The organism is Micromonospora sp. KC723, assembly GCF_004348595.1.
Taxonomy (GTDB): domain Bacteria; phylum Actinomycetota; class Actinomycetes; order Mycobacteriales; family Micromonosporaceae; genus Micromonospora.
In genome coordinates this window covers 19,352-37,370 of sequence record NZ_SMKD01000017.1, presented here as the reverse complement: position 1 = coordinate 37,370, position 18,019 = coordinate 19,352, and the positions used below count along the sequence as shown (strand labels likewise).

Annotated in this window: 15 protein-coding genes; 4 read left to right on the top strand and 11 right to left on the bottom strand. The window is 70.2% G+C overall.

The features are described from left to right. Position 1: 1 nt before the first annotated feature. From sucD to E1165_RS06615, 3 genes are all read right to left on the bottom strand, one after another. A complete protein-coding gene (gene sucD, locus E1165_RS06625) occupies positions 2 to 889 on the bottom strand; it encodes a succinate--CoA ligase subunit alpha (RefSeq protein WP_132388765.1) in 888 nt (295 codons plus the stop codon). Between the two features lie 2 nt (positions 890 to 891). Continuing rightward, positions 892 to 2,070: an ADP-forming succinate--CoA ligase subunit beta gene (sucC, locus tag E1165_RS06620; protein WP_132388763.1), complete on the bottom strand. Its 1,179-nt coding sequence runs from the start codon at positions 2,068 to 2,070 to the stop codon at positions 892 to 894. A gap of 487 nt (positions 2,071 to 2,557) precedes the next feature. Further along, the gene (locus E1165_RS06615) at positions 2,558 to 2,962 is read right to left on the bottom strand and encodes a cobalamin B12-binding domain-containing protein (RefSeq protein ID WP_132388761.1); all 405 of its coding nucleotides are present in this window, start codon (positions 2,960 to 2,962) and stop codon (positions 2,558 to 2,560) included. A 388-nt stretch (positions 2,963 to 3,350) separates the two neighbouring features. Here E1165_RS06615 and E1165_RS06610 point away from each other — a divergent pair, with 388 nt between their 5' ends. Both E1165_RS06610 and E1165_RS06605 read left to right on the top strand, forming a co-directional pair. Continuing rightward, the gene (locus E1165_RS06610; protein ID WP_132388759.1) at positions 3,351 to 4,067 is read left to right on the top strand and encodes a M23 family metallopeptidase; all 717 of its coding nucleotides are present in this window, start codon (positions 3,351 to 3,353) and stop codon (positions 4,065 to 4,067) included. Positions 4,068 to 4,330: 263 nt separating this feature from the next. After that, positions 4,331 to 5,116: a M23 family metallopeptidase gene (locus E1165_RS06605; protein ID WP_132388757.1), complete on the top strand. Its 786-nt coding sequence runs from the start codon at positions 4,331 to 4,333 to the stop codon at positions 5,114 to 5,116. 73 nt (positions 5,117 to 5,189) lie between these two features. Here E1165_RS06605 and E1165_RS06600 read toward each other — a convergent pair whose 3' ends face one another. Both E1165_RS06600 and pcrA read right to left on the bottom strand, forming a co-directional pair. After that, the gene (locus tag E1165_RS06600) at positions 5,190 to 5,576 is read right to left on the bottom strand and encodes a VOC family protein (protein ID WP_132388755.1); all 387 of its coding nucleotides are present in this window, start codon (positions 5,574 to 5,576) and stop codon (positions 5,190 to 5,192) included. Positions 5,577 to 5,729: 153 nt separating this feature from the next. After that, positions 5,730 to 8,171: a DNA helicase PcrA gene (pcrA, locus tag E1165_RS06595; protein WP_132388753.1), complete on the bottom strand. Its 2,442-nt coding sequence runs from the start codon at positions 8,169 to 8,171 to the stop codon at positions 5,730 to 5,732. Positions 8,172 to 8,353: 182 nt separating this feature from the next. Between pcrA and E1165_RS06590 the strand changes: the two genes are divergently transcribed. Further along, entirely contained in the window at positions 8,354 to 10,204 is a 1,851-nt protein-coding gene (locus E1165_RS06590; RefSeq protein WP_132388751.1) for a bifunctional UDP-sugar hydrolase/5'-nucleotidase, read from the top strand. Between the two features lie 264 nt (positions 10,205 to 10,468). Beyond that, positions 10,469 to 10,813 (top strand): chorismate mutase, encoded by a 345-nt coding sequence (locus E1165_RS06585; protein WP_132388749.1) that lies wholly within the window; start codon positions 10,469 to 10,471, stop codon positions 10,811 to 10,813. 181 nt (positions 10,814 to 10,994) lie between these two features. Here the strand turns inward: E1165_RS06585 and E1165_RS06580 are convergent, their stop codons facing one another. The 6 genes from E1165_RS06580 to E1165_RS06555 all read right to left on the bottom strand — a co-directional run bounded on the left by E1165_RS06580 (position 10,995) and on the right by E1165_RS06555 (position 18,019). Beyond that, on the bottom strand, positions 10,995 to 12,008 hold the full coding sequence (locus tag E1165_RS06580; RefSeq protein ID WP_132388747.1) for an ABC transporter ATP-binding protein: 1,014 nt from the start codon (positions 12,006 to 12,008) through the stop codon (positions 10,995 to 10,997). After that, entirely contained in the window at positions 12,001 to 13,029 is a 1,029-nt protein-coding gene (locus E1165_RS06575) for an ABC transporter ATP-binding protein (protein WP_132388811.1), read from the bottom strand. Before E1165_RS06575 ends, E1165_RS06580 begins: the two co-directional genes overlap by 8 nt. A gap of 24 nt (positions 13,030 to 13,053) precedes the next feature. Further along, on the bottom strand, positions 13,054 to 14,031 hold the full coding sequence (locus E1165_RS06570) for an ABC transporter permease (protein ID WP_132388745.1): 978 nt from the start codon (positions 14,029 to 14,031) through the stop codon (positions 13,054 to 13,056). Beyond that, complete coding sequence (locus E1165_RS06565) at positions 14,024 to 14,950, bottom strand: ABC transporter permease (protein ID WP_132388743.1); 927 nt, start codon at positions 14,948 to 14,950, stop codon at positions 14,024 to 14,026. The genes E1165_RS06570 and E1165_RS06565 overlap by 8 nt, the downstream gene beginning before the upstream one ends. A gap of 151 nt (positions 14,951 to 15,101) precedes the next feature. Next, positions 15,102 to 16,742: an ABC transporter substrate-binding protein gene (locus E1165_RS06560; protein WP_132388741.1), complete on the bottom strand. Its 1,641-nt coding sequence runs from the start codon at positions 16,740 to 16,742 to the stop codon at positions 15,102 to 15,104. Between the two features lie 590 nt (positions 16,743 to 17,332). Beyond that, positions 17,333 to 18,019, bottom strand: coding sequence for a response regulator transcription factor (locus E1165_RS06555; protein ID WP_132388809.1), 687 nt, complete (start codon positions 18,017 to 18,019; stop codon positions 17,333 to 17,335).

Genomic DNA, 18,019 nt, shown 5'->3' with positions numbered 1-18,019 from the left:
CTCAGCGGCCGGACATGATCTCCCGCATCAGCTTGGCGGTCTCGGTCGGGGTCTTGCCGACCTTGACGCCGACGGCCTCCAGCGCCTCCTTCTTCGCCTCGGCGGTGCCCGCCGAGCCGGAGATGATGGCGCCGGCGTGGCCCATGGTCTTGCCGGGCGGCGCGGTGAAGCCGGCGATGTAGCCGACCACCGGCTTGGTGACGTTGGCCTTGATGAACTCGGCGGCCCGCTCCTCGGCGTCGCCGCCGATCTCACCGATCATCACGATGGCGTCGGTCTCCGGGTCGGCCTCGAACGCGGCGAGAGCGTCGATGTGCGTGGTCCCGATGATCGGGTCACCGCCGATGCCCACGCAGGTGGAGAAGCCGATGTCACGCAGCTCGTACATCATCTGGTAGGTCAGCGTGCCGCTCTTGCTGACCAGGCCGATCCGGCCGGTGCCGGTGATGTCGGCCGGGATGATGCCGGCGTTGGAGGCCCCCGGCGAGGCGATGCCCGGGCAGTTCGGGCCGATGATCCGGGTCTTGGCACCCTTGGCCACGTTGTACGCCCAGAACGAGGCGGTGTCGTGCACCGGCACACCCTCGGTGATCACCACGGCGAGCGGGATCTCCGCGTCGATGGCCTCGACCACCGCGCCCTTGGTGAACTGCGGCGGCACGAAGATGACGGTGACGTCGGCCCCGGTCTCCTTCATCGCGTCCGCGACGGAGGCGAACACCGGCAGCTCGGCGCCGTCGAAGTCGACGGTGGTGCCGGCCTTGCGTGGGTTCACGCCGCCGACGACGGTGGTGCCGGCGGCGAGCATCCGCCGGGTGTGCTTCATGCCCTCGGAGCCGGTCATCCCCTGGACGATGACCTTCGAGTCCTTGGTCAGCCAGATAGCCATTGTCAGACCCCCGCAGCCGCCAGCTCGGCGGCCCGCTCGGCCGCGCCGTCCATGGTGTCGACCCGCTGGATCAGCGGGTTGTTCGCGCCGTCGAGAATCGCCCGACCGGCCTCGGCGTTGTTGCCGTCGAGGCGGACGACGAGCGGCTTGGTGGCCTTCTCGCCGCGCTGCTCCAGCAGGGCCAGCGCCTGGACGATGCCGTTGGCGACGGCGTCGCAGGCGGTGATGCCGCCGAAGACGTTGACGAAGACGCTCCTCACCGACGGGTCGGAGAGCACGATCTCCAGGCCGTTGGCCATCACCTCGGCGCTCGCGCCGCCGCCGATGTCGAGGAAGTTGGCCGGCTTCACGCCGCCGTGCCGCTCACCGGCGTACGCGACCACGTCGAGCGTGGACATGACCAGGCCCGCGCCGTTGCCGATGATGCCGACCTCGCCGTCGAGCTTGACGTAGTTGAGGTCCTTCTCCTTGGCGGCCTGCTCCAGCGGGTCCACGGCGGCCTGGTCGACCAGGGCCTCGTGGTCCGGGTGCCGGAAGCCGGCGTTCTCGTCGAGGGTGACCTTGGCGTCGAGCAGCAGCAGCTTGCCCTCGCCGGTCTTGGCCAGCGGGTTCACCTCGACCAGCGTGGCGTCCTCGGCGACGAAGGCCTGCCACAGGCCCACGGCGACCTCGACGACCTGGTCGGCGACCTCGGCGGGGAACCCGGCGGCGGTCACGATCTCGCGGGCCTTCGCCTCGTCCACGCCCTCGACGGCGTCGATCGGGGCCTTGACCACCTTGTCGGGGGTCTCGGCGGCGACCTGCTCGATGTCCATGCCGCCGGCGACGCTGGCGATGCAGAGGAAGGTGCGGTTCGCCCGGTCGAGCAGGTACGAGAAGTAGTACTCCTCGGCCACGTCCGCGGTCACGGTGATCATGACCTTGTGGACGGTGTGACCCTTGATGTCCATGCCGAGGATGTCGGTGGCCCGGGCCACCGTCTCCTCCGCGCCCTCGGCCAGCTTGACGCCGCCGGCCTTGCCTCGGCCGCCGACCTTCACCTGCGCCTTGACGACCACCCGACCGCCGAGGCGTTCGGCGATCGCGCGGGCCTCCTCCGGGGTAGTGGCGACGCCGCCGGCGAGCACGGGCAAACCGTGCCGCTCGAACAGGTCCCGCCCCTGGTACTCGTACAGGTCCACGATTGCGCGTCCCGTCCCGTCTCCGCGGCGCGCCGTCGCGCCGCCACCAGCGTTGTGGAAACTCCGTTGACGCCCGTCATCAGTTCAAACAGCCGTCGGCCGCAGCCTAGCGAGACAGGAACCGCCGGCAACCGAGCGGGTGCGTGGTGTGCGGTAATGCACAGCGTGCCGCGCGCGACGCGCCGGTGCCCGGCACCCGGCCGAGATGGCCGCCGAAGATCCCGGAGAAGGGGCGTAACCCCCTGGTGGGGGCGTCGTTGAGTCTGATGTCGAAGCGCTGATGGCGCGACGACGGGAGCGGCCGATGCCCTGTCGGTCGAGGGGTGGCGGCGGGGCATCGTGCATAGAAGGGCCGGGCGTGTGAGGGGTGCGTCCGGCCCTTCCCCCTGCCCGCGACCCGTTCCGGGTCGTCCCGTCGCGACACGCTCGGCCCGCCCCGGCTCGCGCACCCGGCAGGTTGCCGGAGGGCGAGGCGTGAGTGTCGCTGTCAGGCGACGGCTTGGGCGACGTTCGCCCGGACCCACTCGACGATCGACTGGGTGGTCGCGCCGGGCGTGAAGATCTTCGCGACACCGAGCTGCTCCAGCTCGGGGATGTCGGCGTCCGGGATGATGCCGCCACCGAAGACGACGATGTCCCGGGCGTCCCGCTCGGCGAGCAGTTCCAGCACCCGACGGAAGAGCGTCATGTGCGCGCCGGAGAGCACGGAGAGTCCGACGGCGTCGGCGTCCTCCTGGATGGCGGTCTCCACGATCTGCTCCGGGGTCTGGTGCAGGCCGGTGTAGATGACCTCCATGCCCGCGTCGCGGAGGGCGCGGGCGACGACCTTGGCGCCGCGGTCATGGCCGTCGAGGCCCGGCTTGGCGACGACGACCCGGATACGAGAGCTCATCAGCGCACACCTTCCACGGGCTCCGCGGCTACCACCTGAACGAACGGTAACCCGGCGACCGGGGGGCTGGGAAACCGGCCTGCAACCCCTATCGCCGAAGCCAGCCGAACGGAAGCCGGACACCTCCGCCGAACGGTCACTGTGCGCAACTTATGGGCAGTATGGGGGACAGCCGTACGGCGTCCAGAGATATGACAATGACGGACGGAAAGGGACAGAAAGCCCGACTGGTTCGGCGCTTCCGCTTGTGACGGGGGCGGCGGAGGGCTAACGTGTCCACGGTTGTCATCAGGTCCACCGACGGGTGACGACGCCGCCAACGGACGTTCGACCGCACTTCACCGGACGGCCCGAGTCGGCATCGGATCCCCGACAACGGAGGGTGTGCGTGCGCCAGCGCCTGTCGTCTGAGCCCGATAGATATCGTGGCCGCCGCCGTGTACCCACTCCCCCACGCAGCCGCTACGCGGCGGTGGTCACCACCGCCTTCGTGGGAGCCGGCATCGTCGCCCTCGGCGCGAACGCCCTTCCCGACAGCAAGAGCGTCAGCCCGTCGGTCCTCGACGAGCTGAAGCAGGCCTCGATCACCAGCCAGGACGCGGCGGCCCGCGCCGAGGCCGCCGACCGCGCCACCCGTGACACCGTTCGGGGCGGCAACGGAGCGTCCACCGAGGCGGACCCGTGGCTGCTGCCCCTGCAGGGCTACGACTTCAACTCCCCCTACGGGATGCGCTGGGGCAAGCTGCACACCGGCATCGACCTGGTCGCGGCGGAGGGCACCCCGTACGTCGCGATCCACTCCGGCACCGTCACCAAGGCCGGCTGGTTCGGCGGGTACGGCTACGCGGTAATCGTCCAGCACCCCGACGGCAGCGAGGCCATCTACGGCCACTCCTCCGAGGTGAGCGTCCGGGAGGGGCAGCAGGTCAAGGCCGGTGACCAGCTCGGCCTGGTGGGCAACACCGGCCACTCGTACGGCTCCCACCTGCATCTGGAGATCCATGTCAAGGGCGAGCCACTGGACCCGGTGCCGTGGCTCCAGGAGCGCGGAGTGGACATCAAGCTGCAAGTCGAGGCATATTACAGCGAGGTAGCGGCTTCCTGACGCTCCGTATCGCCCGTTGACCGCCCGGATCGAACGATCCGGGCGGTTTCTCGTGCGCCAAAGTCAACTACGTCACACCACGGAGTGTGATCGAGGCCACGGGCCACATGATCAGAAATGCACGTGGAGACGGTGACACCGCCGCAAAGCGGGCACGCCGCCTCGGGCAGCTCCGGCCACCCGCCCGTACCGGTACCGGCCGCCGCCCCGGGTGGCACCCAGGATGGGCGGGTCCCCGCCCTCCGAGTGTGTGAAGGTCCGCCGTGCAGGAAGACAGCAACACCCCGAACGCCACGACCCCGGCCGGACCGGCCCGGCACCGGCTGCGTAGGCGCCGCGGCGGACGCGGCCTCGTCGTCGGCGCGGTCGCCCTGGTCGGCCTCGGCGTCGCCGGTGCCGCGACCGTCGCGTTCGGCTCCGACGACACCCCCGCCCCGACCGCCGTGTCGCTCGACGCCCAGACCCGCGCCGAGGCCGCCGACCGGGCCGACCGCTCCGCCCGGGAGCCGATCGCGTCGGTGAGCCCCTCGGTCACCCCGAGTCCCACGACGGCGAGCCCGAGCGCCAGCGCATCACCGGCAGCCTCGAGGAAACCCGCTCCCAGGCGCACCCCGAAGAAGACCAGCAAGCCGACGCCGAAGCCCACGCCGTCCTGGGTCATCCCGATGAAGGGCGCCGAGATCACCTCGTGCTACGGCATGCGCGGGGGCACCCTGCACGCGGGCATCGACTTCGCGATGCCCGCCGGCACCCCGGTCCGTGCCGCGTTCGGCGGCACCGTCGAGAAGGCCGGCGACGCCGGCGACGGCTACGGCATCTCCGTGGTAATCAACCACGGCAACGGCTACCTGACCCACTACGCCCACCTCAGCAGCGCGAAGGTGAGCGCAGGCTACCGGGTGGCCGCCGGCGAGACCATCGGCCTGGAGGGCTCCACCGGCGACTCCACCGGCCCGCACCTGCACTTCGAGGTGCACCAGGGCCAGATGTGGAACCAGATCGACCCGGCGCCGTTCCTGCGCGCCCGGGGCATCGACGTCGCCTGCTGACCGGACCTCCGGTGGGTCGTCCCGCGTCGGGGCGCCGGCACCGACTGCCCGCCCTCCCGCCGCGAGGGCGTCCTCACCCAGGGGTACCGCGCTCGGCGGAGCTGGTGTTCACGCAGAACTCGTTCCCCTCCGGGTCGGAGAGCACGACCCAGCCCTGCCCTTCGCCACGCCGGTCGGCGATCACCGTGGCACCGAGGGCGACGAGCCGGTCGACTTCCTCGTCGCGGGTGCTCTCGCGCGGCTGCAGGTCCAGGTGCAGCCGGTTCTTGCCGGTCTTCGGCTCCGGCACGCGGGTGAACAACAGGCCAGGGTGTCCCGGCGCGGGCGGCAGCACGGCGCACTCGTCATGGCCGGGCCGGTCCTCATCGTCGGTTGCCCAGCCGGTCACCGCGCCGTAGAACCGCGACAGCGGGTACGGATCGGCACAGTCGATCGAGATCCAGCGGATGGAAGAGGTCACCGACTCTCCAGCGAGGGGCGTACGGGCGGGTCGACAGCCACCGACCCGGCAAGACCGTCGATATCCTATTCCCACCCGGACGCGCGGCGCTGTCCGGCCGGACGCGCCGACGCCGAGGGGGCGACCCGGTGCGACGGCCCCGCCGCGCCGATGTCAGAGCTTGTCGATCGGGGCGTGCCGCAGCACCAACCACAGAGCCTGGTCACCGAAGTCGATCTGCGCCCGGGCCCCCGGGCCGTGCCCTTCCACGGCCAGCACCCGGCCCAGCCCGTAGCGCTGGTGGTTGACCCGGTCACCAACCGCCACCTTCGGCGCCTGCCGCAGCTCACTGGCGGTGGCCAGCCGGCTGGCGTCCACCCCGAGGCGCTGGGCGAGCTGCGCCGCCTTCGGCGTACCCCCGACGAAGCCGCCACGCCCGCCGGGCGCGCGGTCCGCACGGCCCCCGACACCGCCGCCCCCACCGGCCCACGAGGTGTACGACCCTTCGGTGCGCTCCCAGCGAACCAGCTCGGGGGGAAGTTCCTCGAGGAACCGTGACGGTGGGTTGTAGGACGGCTGCCCCCAGGCGGACCGGGTGACCGCCCGGGACAGGTACAGCCGCTGCCGGGCCCGGGTGATGCCGACGTACGCCAGCCGGCGCTCCTCCTCCAGCTCACGGGTGTCGCCCAGCGAACGCAGGTGCGGGAAGACGCCGTCCTCCAGGCCGGTCAGGAACACCACCGGGAACTCCAGCCCCTTGGCGGTGTGCAGCGTCATCAGGGTGACCACGCCCTGGTACGGCGCGTCGTCGTCCGCCTCGGCGCCGTCAGGCGTCGAGCCGGGCTGCGCAGGGACCTGGTCGGCGTCGGCGACCAGCGCGACCTGCTCCAGGAAGCCGGCGACGGTGGCCCGCTCCCCCTCCTCGGCGGTCGCCTCGATCCGCTCGGTGTACTCCCGGGCGACGCTGACCAACTCCTGGAGGTTGTCCACCCGGCCGGCGTCCTGCGGGTCGAGGCTCTCCTCCAGCTCCGTGAGGTAACCCGAGCGGGTCAGCAACGCCTCCAGCACCTCCTCGGGGGTGCCGGTCTCGGCCAGCTCTCGCGCGCCGTCGAGCAGCGCCACGAAGTCGGCGATGCCGTTGGCGGCCCGGGTGGAGATGCCGGGGGCGTCCTTCGCCCGGCGCAGCGCCGCGCCGAAGGAGATCCGGTCCCGGCTGGACAGCGCCTCCACACAGGCCTCGGCCCGGTCGCCGATGCCACGGCGGGGGGTGTTGAGGATCCGGCGGAGGCTCACCGTGTCGTCGTCGTTGACCACCGCGCGCAGGTAGGCCAACGCGTCGCGGACCTCCTTGCGCTCGTAGAAGCGCACGCCGCCGACGACCTTGTACGGCAGGCCGACCCGGATGAACACCTCCTCGAAGACCCGGGACTGGGCGTTGGTGCGGTAGAAGACCGCGACGTCCCCGGGGCGGGCGGCACCGTCGTCGACCAGCCGGTCGATCTCCCGGGCCACCCAGTCCGCCTCGGCGTGCTCGGTGTCGGCGACGTAGCCGACGATCCGCTCACCGGCGCCGGCGTCGCTCCACAGCCGTTTCGGTTTCCGTGAGGTGTTCCGGTCGATGACCGCGTTCGCGGCGTTGAGGATCGTCTGCGTGGAGCGGTAGTTCTGCTCCAGCAGGATCGTCCGGGCGTCGGTGAAGTCCCGCTCGAACTCCAGGATGTTGCGGATCGTCGCGCCGCGGAACGCGTAGATCGACTGGTCGGCGTCGCCGACCACGCAGAGCTCGGCCGGCGGGATTCCCTCGGTGCCGGAGACCAGCTCCTTGATCAGCACGTACTGGGCGTGGTTGGTGTCCTGGTACTCGTCGACCATCACGTGCCGGAACCGGCGGCGGTAGCTCTCCGCGACGTGTGGGTGCGACTGGAGCAGGTGCACCGTGGTCATGATCAGGTCATCGAAGTCCAGCGCGTGTGCCTCGCGCAGTCGACGCTGGTAGAGCGTGTAGGCCTCGGCCAGGGCCCGCTCGTTGGGCCCCTTCGCCCGGGAGGCGAACGCCTCCGGGTCGACCAGCTCGTTCTTCAGGTTGGACACCTGGGCGGCCAGCCCGCGCGCCGGGTACCGCTTCGGGTCCAGGTCGAGTTCGCGGGCCACCAGCTGCATCAGGCGGCGGGAGTCGTCGGCGTCGTAGATGGAGAAGGTCGACTTGAGCCCGGCGTGCTCGTGCTCGGCGCGGAGGATGCGCACGCAGGCGGAGTGGAACGTCGACACCCACATCAGCCGGGCCCGCGGGCCGACCAGGTTGGCCACCCGTTCCTTCATCTCCCCGGCGGCCTTGTTGGTGAAGGTGATCGCGATGATCTCGCCGGGGTGCACGTCCCGTGCGGCCAGCAGATAGGCGATCCGGTGGGTGAGCACCTTGGTCTTGCCCGAGCCCGCGCCGGCCACGATCAGCAGGGGCGAACCGGCATGGGTGACCGCGTCCCGCTGCGGGCCGTTCAACCCCTCGACGAGCTGCTGCGGGTCGAGGCGCGCGACGGCGGAGCCCGGCCGGCGCGGCGGCGTCCGGGCAGGCTCGGGCGTGGGCGGGGACGCGGGGATGTCGAAGAGAGGATGCATCGCACGGCGAGTCTATGCCGCACGCCGGACACTTCCCGACCGCGCACGCCCCGCGCCGGCCCGGTCAGTGGCGACTGAGACAAACCTGTCATGGTGTCGCCCCTGGTGTCTTCGTCCCCGACCCGGGACGATGACGCGGAAAGCTCCGACCACTCCCCCGTACCCGACTTGGGAGAACAACCATGAGTCAACCGCGCTCGCGCGGTCGGGCCGTGCTGCGTCACCTCGCCGTACCCGCCCTCGCCCTGGCCGTGGTGGCCGGTCTGCCGGTCGCCGGCCGGTCCACGCCGCCGCCGGCCACCGCCGACGACACCGCCGGGCTCGTTCCCGTCGCCGTCTCCTACGCCAAGCCCGCCGGCCACGAGGTCAAGGGCCAGTTCCTCAGCTACAACGACTTCCACGGTGCCATCGACCCGCCGGGCGGCAGCGGTGCCACGGTCAACGGCACCCCCGCCGGCGGCGTGGAATACCTCGCCACCTGGCTGAAGAAGCTGCGCGCCGAGGCGCAGGCCGAGGGGCGAACCACCACCACCGTCGGCGCCGGTGACCTGATCGGCGCCACCCCGCTGGTCAGCGCCGCCTTCCACGACGAGCCCACCATCGAGCTGATGGACGAGATCGGGCTGGACATCAGTTCGGTCGGCAACCACGAGTTCGACGAGGGCGTCGACGAGCTGATCCGGATCAACAAGGGCGGCTGCCACCCGGTCGACGGTTGCCAGGACGGGGACGGCTTCGCCGGCGCGAAGTTCACCTACCTCGCGGCGAACACCATCAGCAAGAAGACCAAGCTGCCGATCCTGCCCCCGATCGACGTCCGTTTCGTCGGCGGTGTGCCGGTCGGCTTCGTGGGGGTCACCCTGGAGGGCACCCCGGGCATCGTCAACCCGGCCGGCATCAAGGACGTCACCTTCACCGACGAGGTCCAGACCGCCAACAAGTGGGGCGGGCTGCTGAAGCTCTTCGGCGTCAAGGCGATGGTGCTGCTGGTGCACGAGGGCGGCGGGCAGGCCGCGCCGCCGAGCCTGCCCGGCATCTCCGACTGCGCCAACTTCTCCGGCCCGATCGTGGACATCGTCAAGGGGCTGCGCCCCGAGTTCGGCGTGGTGGTCTCCGGGCACACCCACCGCTTCTACTCCTGCTCGCTGCCGAACTCCTCGGGAGCGCACAGCGTGGTGACCAGCGCCGGCAGCAACGGCCAGCTGATCACCGACATCGACTACTCGCTGGATCGGCGCACCGGCCGGTTCACCGGCATCACCGCGAAGAACGTGGTCGTGGAGAACGGCGTCCGCAACGCCGACGGCACCTGGCAGCAGACCGGCGGGGTCTTCGTCAAGAACCCGCAGCTGGTCGACCGGGGCGCCGAGGCGCTGGCCGACAAGTACCGCGAGGCGGTCGCCCCGATCGCCAACCGGGTGGTCGGGCGGATCAGCGCGGACATCGGCCGGGAAGCCCGCCCCAACGGGGAGAGCCCGATGGGTGACGTGATCGCCGACGCGCAGCTGGCGTACACCCGCGGCGACGGAGCGCAGATCGCGTTGATGAACCCGGGTGGCGTCCGGTCCTCCCTGGCGTACGCGGCGTCGGCCGGCGGGGAGGCGCCGGGCGAGGTGACCTACGGCGAGGCGTTCACCGTGCAGCCGTTCAACAACCTCGTGGTCACCCAGACGTTCACCGGTGCCCAGCTCAAGAGCGTGCTGGAGCAGCAGTTCGTCGGTTTCAAGGGGCAGACCAGCCAGCGGATCCTCCAGCCGTCCGCCGGGCTGACCTACTCGTACGACACCACCGCCCCGGCGGGTTCCCGGGTCAGCGCGCTGGCGCTGCACGGCATCCCGGTCGACCCGGCGGCCAGCTACCGGGTCACCACGAACGACTTCCTCGCCAACGGCGGGGACGGGTTCACCGAGCTGCGGGCGGGCACCGGCCGCACCACGTCTCCCGGCTTCGACGTGGACGCGCTCGTCGCGTACCTCGGAGCCGGCGAGCCGGTGGGACCGGGCCCGGCCGACCGGATCACCAGGCTCGGCTGACGTGCCGTCGCACGGCCCCGGGCCCTGCGGGGCCGTGCGACATCCCACGTATTGGCGGAATCCTTGCGCCGCCGCGGCGACGGTCGGCATACTCGACGACGTGTTCGGTCAGCGCCTCTACTTTTACTACGGCACCGGGAGTCCGGCTGCCGTAGGTCGCGCCTGATCAACCAGACCTACGAGAAAGCCCCGGGCTCTTGGAGCCCGGGGCTTTCTCCGTCCCGGGATCCCGACACCGGGCACGACGTCAGGAAGGTACGACCGATGATGGCAGACGTGGTGGAGCAGAGCGGTGAGGCGGCGGCCGGGTCGACGGGTACGCCGGGCGGGAACACCGCGGCCCGCTTCGGGACCGACGAACCGGCCGCGGCGGCCCGCATCGCCGCGATCCGCGAGCGCATCGACGAGATCGACCGGACGTTGATCGAGCTTTGGCAGGAACGCGCCGAACTCTCCCGGGAGGTCGGCACCACCCGGATGGCCTCGGGCGGCACCCGGCTGGTGCTCTCCCGGGAGCGGGAGATCCTGGAGCGGTTCCGGGAGGCGCTCGGCGCGGACGGCACCCAACTCGCCCTGCTCCTGCTGCGAGCCGGCCGCGGGCCGCTCTGAGCGGCGGCCGTGGCGGCGCGTCCAGGGTTCGGCGCACCCTGGTCCGCGCCCGGCGGGGGCGGACCGGCCGGATCGCCCCACCCTCGGGTCCGTGGTCCGGGCAGGTGGGCGGCGGGCCGGGCCGGAAACGGCGAACCGCCTGCCGGCGTCCGTGTGTGGCCGGCAGGCGGTTCGGGGCGACTCACGCCGGGTGGCTGGCGACGATCTCCCGCTTCTCGGCGAAGTGGCAGGCGCTCGGGTGGTCCGAGCCCGGCCGGACCTCCAGCAGCGGCACCTGCTCGGCGCAGACGTCCTGCGCCTTCCAGCACCGGGTCCGGAACCGGCAGCCCGAGGGCGGGCTGATCGGGGACGGGACGTCACCGGTGAGCCGGATGATCGCCTTACTCTCGCGCAGCGTCGGGTCCGGCACCGGCACCGCCGAGAGCAGCGCCTGGGTGTACGGGTGGGTCGGCCGCTCGTAGATCTCGTCCTCGGTGCCGATCTCCACGATCTTGCCGAGGTACATCACCGCGACCCGGTCGGAGAGGTGACGTACCACCGACAGGTCGTGGGCGATGAAGACGTACGACAGGCCGAGCTCGTTCTGGAGCTTCTCCAGCAGGTTCATCACCTGTGCCTGGATCGACACGTCCAGGGCCGAGACGGGCTCGTCACAGATGATGATCTCCGGGCGCAGGGCGAGCGCCCGGGCGATGCCGATGCGCTGGCGCTGGCCGCCGGAGAACTGGTGCGGGTACCGGTTGATGTGCTCCGGGTTGAGGCCGACCAGGTCGAGCAGTTCCTTGACCTTGCCCCGGCGGCTGCCCTTCGGGGCCACGTCCGGGTGGATCTCGAACGGTTCGCCGATCAGGTCACCGACGGTCATCCGCGGGTTCAGCGAGGTGTACGGGTCCTGCATGACCAACTGGATCTGCCGGCGCAGCCGACGCATGGCCCCCGCGGAGAGCGTGGCGACGTCCTGGCCCTTGTAGACCACCTGGCCGGCGGTGGGCTTCTCCAGGCTCATCAGCACCCGGCTCAGGGTCGACTTGCCACAGCCCGACTCGCCCACCACGCCGAGCGTCTCACCGGCCCTCAGGTCGAAGGAGACGCCGTCGACGGCCTTGACGTGCCCGACGGTCTTCTTGAACACGATCCCCTGCGTGACGGGGTAGTGCTTGACCAGGTCACGGACTTCGAGGATGTTCTCAGTCACGGTTCACCAGCTCCTCGGCGAAGTGGCAGGCGCTGGCCCGGCCGGCGCCGATCTGCAGCAGCGGCGGAACCTTCTCCCGGCACACCGGCTGCGCCATGGGGCAGCGCGGGTTGAACGGGCAGCCCGGCGGGATGTTCATCAGGTTCGGCGGGAGGCCCTTGATGGTACGGAGCTGCTGCCCCTTCTCGTCCATCCGGGGAATCGAGTCGAGCAGGCCGAGGGTGTAGGGGTGCGCCGGCTTGGCGTACAGGTCGTAGACGTCGGCTTCCTCGACGATCCGGCCGGCGTACATGACGGCGATCCGGTCCGCGACGTCGGCGACCACGCCGAGGTCGTGGGTGATCAGGATCAGGCCCATCTGCCGCTCCCGCTGGAGCTCGCCGAGCAGGTCCATGATCTGGGCCTGCACGGTCACGTCCAGCGCGGTGGTCGGCTCGTCCGCGATGAGCACCTCGGGGTCGAGCGCGAGCGACATGGCGATCATCGCGCGCTGCCGCATACCGCCGGAGAACTGGTGCGGGTAGTTGCTGAACCGGCCCTTGGCGTTCGGGATCTTGACCTGGTCGAGCATCTCGATCGCGCGCTTCTTCGCCTCCGCGCGGCTCGTGCCGCGCCGGATCCGGAACTGCTCGGCGATCTGGAAGCCGACGGTGAAGACCGGGTTCAGCGCGGAGAGCGAATCCTGGAAGATCATCGCGATGCCCTCACCGCGGATGCGGCGGCGCTCCTCGGCGGACATGGTGAGCATGTCCTTGCCGTGGAAGCGGACCTGCCCGCCGGTGACGAAGCCCGGCGGCATGTCCAGGATGCCCATGACGGTCTGCGCGGTGACGCTCTTGCCGGAGCCGGACTCGCCGAGCACGGCGAGGGTCTCCCCCGCGTCGACGTGGTACGTGACCCCGTTGATGACCTTGGCGACGCCGTCCTGGGTACGGAACTCCACCCGCAGGTCGTCGACCTCGAGCAGCCGGCCGGAGGGGCGGCCGGCGCCGCCGGCGCCGGGTGCGCTCTGCTCGGACACGAGAATGTCGGACAACTCAGTCCCCTATCGGAGCTTCGGGTCGAGGGCCTCGCGGACGGCCTCACCGAGCATGACGAAGCTCAGCACGGCGGTCACGAGGAACGCGGCGGGGAAGAAGACCAGGCCCGGCGCGACCCGGATGTAGTTCTGCGCTTCGCTGATCATGATGCCCCAGGACACCACCGGGCTCTTCAGGCCGACGCCCAGGAAGGAGAGCGTGGCCTCCGCGCCGATGAACGAGCCGACCATGATCGTGGAGTAGACCAGCAGCGGCGCGAGGCAGTTCGGCAGCAGGTGCTTGAAGATGATCCGGCCGGTGCTGGCGCCCATGGCCCGCGCCGCCACGATGTAGTCGGCCTCCTTGGTGGCCAGCACCGAGGAGCGCATCAGCCGCATGACGACGGGCCAGCTCAGGATCACCAGGGAGGCGATGACCAGCCCCATGATCTTGACCTTGCTGTTGTTGCTGCCCGAGCCGTTGAAGGTGGTCAGGATCACGATGGCGCCGAGCACGAACGGCAGGCCGAAGAAGACGTCGGCGATGCGGGAGAGCAGCGCGTCGACCCAGCCGCCCCGGTAGCCGGAGATGATGCCCATCAGGCCGCCGAACAACATGGTGCCGAGCACGGAGAGCAGCGCCACCACGATCGAGGCGCGGGCGCCGTAGATGACCCGGGCGTAGACGTCCCGGCCCTGGATGTCGTAGCCGAACCAGGCCTGCGACGAGGGCTTCTCGAGGCTGTGGGAGAGCGAGCCGTTCACCGCGTCCCCGGAGGAGAACAGGGACGGGAAGGCCGCCATCACCACGAAGAGCAGGATTACCGACGTGGAGATCCAGAACAGCGGCTTGCGGCGCAGGTCACGCCACGCGTCGCCGAGCAGGCCACGCGGCTTCTCGGTGCGGGCGCTCTCCGGCAGGCCGGCGTTGGTGGGGGCACCGATCTCGGTCGGCTGTTCCGGCCGGGGGGTGCTGACGATCGAGGCGGCGGAGGGGTCACTCATAGCGGATCCTCGGGTCCAGGGCGGCGTAGAGCAGGTCGACCAGCAGGTTCATCAGCAGGTAGACCAGCACCAGCACCACCACGATGGAGACAACGGTAGCGCTCTCCTTGGTGACGATCGACCGGTAGACCTGCCGGCCGATGCCGTTGATGCCGAAGATGCCCTCGGTGACGATCGCGCCACCCATCAGCGCACCGAGGTCGGTGCCGAGGAGGGTGACCACCGGGATCAGCGAGTTGCGCAGCAGGTGCACCCCGACCACCCGGCGCATCGGCAGACCCTTGGCGATCGCGGTACGGACGTAGTCGGCCCGCCGGTTCTCGGCGATGCTCGTCCGGGCCACCCGGGCGATGTAGGCCATCGAGGCGCTACCCAGCACGAAACCCGGGATGAGCAGTTGGGAGAACGGCATCTCGCTGGAGACGGTCGCCGGAACGATCTTCCACTGCACGCCGAACAGCCACTGGAGCACGAAGCCGACCACGAAGACCGGCAGCGCGATCAGGAACAGCGTCGAGACCAGGACCAGGTTGTCCAGGAAGCCGTTGCGGCGGAGGCCGGTCAGCACGCCGGCGGTCAGCCCGATCACGGCCTCGATCGCCAGCGCCACGACGGCCAGCTTCAGCGTGTTCGGGTACGCGGTGGCGATGATGTCGTTGATCGACCGGCCGCTGTACGTGGTGCCGAAGTCCCCCTGTAGGAGGTTCTTCATGTAGGTGGCGTACTGCACGAAGACGTTCTGGTCCAGGTGGTACTTCGCGGTCATCGCCGCGACGTACTCCGGCGGGCAACGGCGTTCGCCGCACTTGCCGGCGAACGGATCACCGGGCACGGACCAGACCAGCCAGTAGATCAGGAACGTGGTGCCGAGAAACACCGGCACGAGTTGGAGCAGCCGTCTCACGAGGTAACGGCCCATGGGGTGGTCCTCCAGACAGGGAGCGCGCCGGCGGCCGACACGCTGGGGCAGCAGGCGAGGGTGGGTATGGTGTCACCCGCTCGCGGAACGGCCCCGGGCCGGGTCCACCGGATGTGGCGGACCCGACCCGGGGTCAGTCAGACCGTTCGGATCAGAGCTCGACCGAGGAGAGGTCCAGCTCACCGACGTTGGTCAGCTCGAGCTTCTTGATCTTCTCCGAGTGGCCGACCTGCAGGCCGTAGAAGTAGATCGGGATGCTCGGGACGTCCTCGTCGACGATCTTCAGCGCATCGGCGAACTTGGCGTGCGACGCCTCCAGGCTCGCGGCGCCACTGGCCTCCTTGGCCAGCGCGTCGACCTGCGGGTTGTTGTACAGGCCGTCGTTGGAGGAGCCGCCCTTGACGTAGAGCGGGTTCACCCAGTTCTCGATGTCCGGGTAGTCCTGCTGCCAGGCGGCACGGTACGGGCCGGTCATCTTGCGGGCGTTGACGTTCTGGCGGAAGACCGCGAAGGTCGGCACGCCCTCGGCGCGGGCCTCGATGCCGAGGTTCGTCTTCACCTGCTGCGCGACGGCCTCCATCCAGTCCTTGTGGCTGGAGTCGGCGTTGTAGTAGAAGACCATCTCGCCCTGGAAGCCGCCGGCCTCCTGGAGAAGCTGCTTGGCCTGCGTCGGGTCGAACTTGCAGGCGGTGCAGTTGCCCTGCGGGGCACCCGGGGTGAGCGGGTTGGCCCAGCTGTCGGCCGGCTTGCGGGTACCGAAGAAGATCTTGTCGGAGATCTCCTGCCGGTTGATCGACAGCGAGACGGCCTTGCGCAGCTTCGGGTTGGCGAAGCGCTTGTCGTAGATCGGGAAGGCGATGAACGCCGTCGCCGGGACGACGGTGGACAGGGCCCGGTCGCCCAGGTCGGTCTTGTACTTGTCACCGGCGAGCGCCGAGGTGGGGATCGGCTCCAGGAAGTCGAGGTTGCCCGAGAGCAGGTCGGCGTAGGCCGCGTCCTCGTTCTGGTAGAGCCTGTAGGTGAAGTCCTTGACCTTCACCTTGTCGCGCAGGGTGTAGTCGTCGAAGCGGGTGAGCTTGATCGCGACGTTGTCTTCCCACGACACGAACTTGACCGGGCCGTTGCCGATCGGCTTCTTGCCGAACTCCTCCGGCTTCTGGGTGAAGAAGACGTCCGGCAGCGGCATGAAGGCGCTGTAGCCGAGCTTGGTGGGGAACACCGCGGTCGGCGCGCCGAGGGTGACCTCGAAGGTCTGGTCGTCGACGACCTTCAGGCCGGACAGCTTGTCGGCCTTGGGGGCCGGCGCCTTCTGCGGGCCGTCGCCGTCCGGGTCCTCGGTGGCGACGTCGCCGTAGCCGGCGATGTCGGCGAAGAAGCTGCCGTTCGCCGCGCCGTTCGGCGAGTAGGCGGCCCAGTTCCAGGCGTCGACGAAGTTCTTCGCCTTCACCTCGGTACCGTCGTGGAACTTGGTACCCTTCTTGATCTTGATGGTGAAGACCTTCGAGTCTGTGGTGTCGATGGACTCGGCCAGCGCGTTGCGCGGGGCGCTTCCGTCGTTCGGGTACTCGACCAGACCCGTCCACAGGTTGTCGATGAGCTTGCCGCCACCGGTCTCGGTGGTGTTGGCCGGAACCAGCGGGTTCTCGGGCTGGACGCCGTTGACGACGATCGCGCCGTCCTTGCTGGCGGCGGCGTCGCCTTCGCCGCTGTCGCTGTTCGAGCAACCGCTGGCGACCAGCGCGGCGGCCATGCCAACCGCGATGGCGCCACTCGCCCGCTTCGAGACTCTCATTCCGAGGGGCCTCCTCTTTCTAACCTGGTTCCGTCGTGGGTTTCACGCACGTATGGGGGTGACACCGCCGGGGACCTCGTGTCTCAGGCCACCGGTTTACCGCAGAGGAAATCGGGACACCCCAGGGGGACCGATCCGCCGGGCCACCACACCCCCGCGTCCGACTCCGCGCAGACTCGACGGCCACGAGCCGCATGGAGGGGCGGCGCCGTGGCCGGCGAACGTGCGGATGCCTCGCACCGAGGATGAGGTGCTGCCACTGTGACACCCACCTGCCCATTGCGTGAAGGTGCCGTTATCAAGCCGTTAGTTGCCCGCCACGTTGCCGATACTTCGGAAAAGATCACCAACTGTCCCGCTCGTGCCCCTCTGAGCAGGCAGGGCAACCGGGTTGCCGGGGCGTCCCGACCCGAGAAGCTCAGCCGTGAGCCGTCCCGCCACCACCCGGCCACGCTCCAAATCCCACCGAACGTTGACCGTTTCTGCCCACCCGGATGACGCCGCCTCGGACTGGCCGGGGAGCATCGTAACCGGGTGGAGGATGGCTTCCACGATGGTACCCGGGGGTGGTTCCGTCTCGTCCCGCGCCGTCACACCAGCCGGCGGTCCGCCGCCCAACGGGACAGCTCGTACCGGTTGGACATCTGGAGCTTGCGCAGGACGTTGGAGACGTGCGTCTCGACCGTCTTGATCGAGATGAACAGCTCCTTGGCGATCTCCTTGTACGCGTACCCCCGGGCGAGCAGGCGCAGTACCTCCCGCTCCCGGTTGGTGAGCTGGTCCAGCTCCGGGTCGGCGACCGGCGCGTCCGGCCGGGCCGCGAAGGCGTCCAGCACGAACCCGGCCAGCCGAGGGCTGAACACCGCGTCCCCGTCCGCCACCCGGCGGATCGCCGCGGTCAGCTCGTCCGGGGAGATGGTCTTGGTGACGTACCCCCGGGCGCCGGCCCGGATCAGCCCGATCACGTCCTCGGCCGCGTCCGACACACTCAGCGCCAGGAACCTGACCTGCGGGTGGGTACGCCGCATCGCGTCCAGCACCGCGCGCCCCCCGCCGTCGGGCATGTGCACGTCGAGCAGCACCACGTCGGGCTGGAACGCGGCGATCCGGGTGACCGCCTCGGCGACCGTGCTGGCCTCCCCCACCACCTCGACGTGCGCGCCCAGCTCCGCCCGTACGCCGGCCCGGAACATGGCGTGGTCGTCGACGAGGAAGACCCGCAGCCGCCCGTTCCGGGCGTCCGCCCCCTCGACCGGTTCCATCGACTGCTCCGCCAT